The 1,977-nt window shown below is 61.4% G+C and carries 5 protein-coding genes; all 5 read left to right on the forward strand.

Annotated features, from left to right (window positions below):
• Positions 1-93 (forward strand): hypothetical protein (locus EOL86_14215; GenBank protein NCD26727.1); only part of this gene is annotated, 93 nt, incomplete at its 5' end.
• Between the two features lie 272 nt (positions 94-365).
• The gene (locus EOL86_14220; GenBank protein ID NCD26728.1) at positions 366-644 is read left to right on the forward strand and encodes a DUF1778 domain-containing protein; all 279 of its coding nucleotides are present in this window, start codon (positions 366-368) and stop codon (positions 642-644) included.
• Positions 641-1,138 carry a GNAT family N-acetyltransferase gene (locus EOL86_14225; GenBank protein NCD26729.1) on the forward strand — a complete coding sequence of 166 codons (498 nt, stop codon included), beginning with the start codon at positions 641-643 and terminating at the stop codon, positions 1,136-1,138. The genes EOL86_14220 and EOL86_14225 overlap by 4 nt, the downstream gene beginning before the upstream one ends.
• 109 nt (positions 1,139-1,247) lie before the next feature.
• On the forward strand, positions 1,248-1,541 hold the full coding sequence (locus EOL86_14230) for a type II toxin-antitoxin system RelE/ParE family toxin (GenBank protein ID NCD26730.1): 294 nt from the start codon (positions 1,248-1,250) through the stop codon (positions 1,539-1,541).
• A 10-nt stretch (positions 1,542-1,551) separates the two neighbouring features.
• Entirely contained in the window at positions 1,552-1,857 is a 306-nt protein-coding gene (locus EOL86_14235) for a putative addiction module antidote protein (GenBank protein NCD26731.1), read from the forward strand.
• Positions 1,858-1,977 lie beyond the last annotated feature (120 nt).

Here is a 1,977-nt window from a genome sequence, read left to right on the forward strand (position 1 = left end):
TGCGGCCTCAAAACCCGCGACTGGCCGGAAACCCTGGCGTCCCTGCGGAACATGGTCGAGGCCGCGCACCGGCTGCGCGCCGAACTGGCCTGATCCGAATCACCAAACATCAACCAGCGGCGCGACGGAACACGGTTTCATCCGCCGCCTCGCCACCCTCTTCCCGGCCGGCCGCATGACGCGGTCGGCCGGTATTTCATCACCGACCGCAGGGCGCGCCATGCCGCTGCCTGCGGCCACCGCGATACAACTCCGATGCTCACGCCCGCACCATCCGTATCCACAGGGCGGACAAAAAACAGAGCAAATCGCGACTTGTCAGGACATCATCCGGACATTATCGTGTTCCTCATGGAGGACAGCCCATGTCGACGACAACCAGCACCAAATCAGAACGCATCGACGTCCGCGCTTCCGGCGCGATCAAACAATTGCTGCAGGAGGCCGCGCAGGCCAGCCATAAAAGCGTCAGTGAATTTCTCCTTGAAGCCGGAGTGACCGCGGCCCAGGAGACCCTGGCCGCACGGACCCGCTTTGCTCTGAGCGAAGAGCAATGGGCCGCTTTCCAGCAGGCATTGGACCGCCCGGTTCAGGACAAGCCCAATCTGCGGGCGTTGTTGACCGAACCAGGGCTCTTGGGATGAGCTCCTACGCGGCGATCCGCAAACTCGACGGCGCGGATCGAACGGACGGCTTTGACTGCGGACAACCCGCGCTGAATCTGTTTTTGCAGCGTTTCGCGCTGCCAAATCAGAAGGCCGGCGGGGCGCGGACGTATGTCTGCTGTGTGCCGGAAGGCGTCGCGGGTTTTTATTCCCTCGCCGTGGGCAGTGTGCAGCCAGCCAATGCGCCGGCCCGGATCACCAAGGGCCTGTCCCGCAATCCCATTCCGGTCATGCTGCTGGCCAGACTGGCCGTGGACATCAGGCATCAGCACCAGGGGCTGGGGCGGGCGCTGCTCAAGGATGCGCTGCTGCGCACCCTGCAAGCGGCCGATATCGCGGGCATCCGGGCCGTGATCGTCCACGCCAAGCATGACGCGGCGCGGCGCTGGTACGAGAGCTTTGATTTCGAACCCAGTCCGACGGACCCGTATCATCTGTTCCTGCTGCTCAAGGATATCACACGGGCATGCTGACCATTTTAACCGCCACGGCTAGCGGACAAAGGGGGACTTCCTATGAAGGATCACGGCTTGTATCCGAATCCGACGTTGACCATGTGTAATCGACTGATTACAGTTTGACATGGTTTCAATAAAGGCGCTTCCAGAGTTCTCCCGGTGGATGGATGGCCTACCCGATGCCAAGGTGAGGGCGATCGTCGCGGCGCGCGTTCGGCGCTTGTCGTTTGGCCATGCTGGAGATGTCGCCCCGGTGGGTGAAGGCGTTTCGGAACTTCGGATCCATGTTGGCTCGGGCTGGCGCGTTTACTTCGTGCAGAGGGGTAGCGAAGTGATCGTGCTGTTGGCGGGAGGCTCCAAAAAGAGCCAGACCGCCGATATTCGCAAGGCCAAGGCATTGGCCAAGACGTTGGAATGAGGAGTACACGATGGCGAAGCGAACAAAAGTGAGCGAACTTCAAGAGTTTGATGCGGCGCCCTACCTCGACTCCGAAGAAGCGGTCGCCGCATACCTGACCGACATTCTGGAGGCGAACGATCCAGCCTTGCTTGCCGCCGCACTGGGTGACATTGCCCGTGCGCGTGGCATGACGGAAATAGCAAAGGCCTCGGGCATTGCCCGAGAGGCCCTGTACAAGGCTTTGCGGGCTGATGCGCAGCCTCGGTTTGACACCATCAACAAGGTCTGCGCCGCGCTCGGAGTACGGCTTGTTGTGCAGCCAATTCACGTATGAGCAAAGCCTGACGATCTGGCCAAGGCCATGGGGATCACCGCGGCGCAGCTGGAATGATAAAGCCGCCCGAAGGCGGCTGTGGAGACGATTCAGGACCAAGGGCCATGTCGTGATTGCTTC

It is taken from the genome of Deltaproteobacteria bacterium (assembly GCA_009930495.1).
In the GTDB taxonomy this organism is placed as follows: Bacteria; Desulfobacterota; Desulfovibrionia; order Desulfovibrionales; family Desulfomicrobiaceae; genus Desulfomicrobium.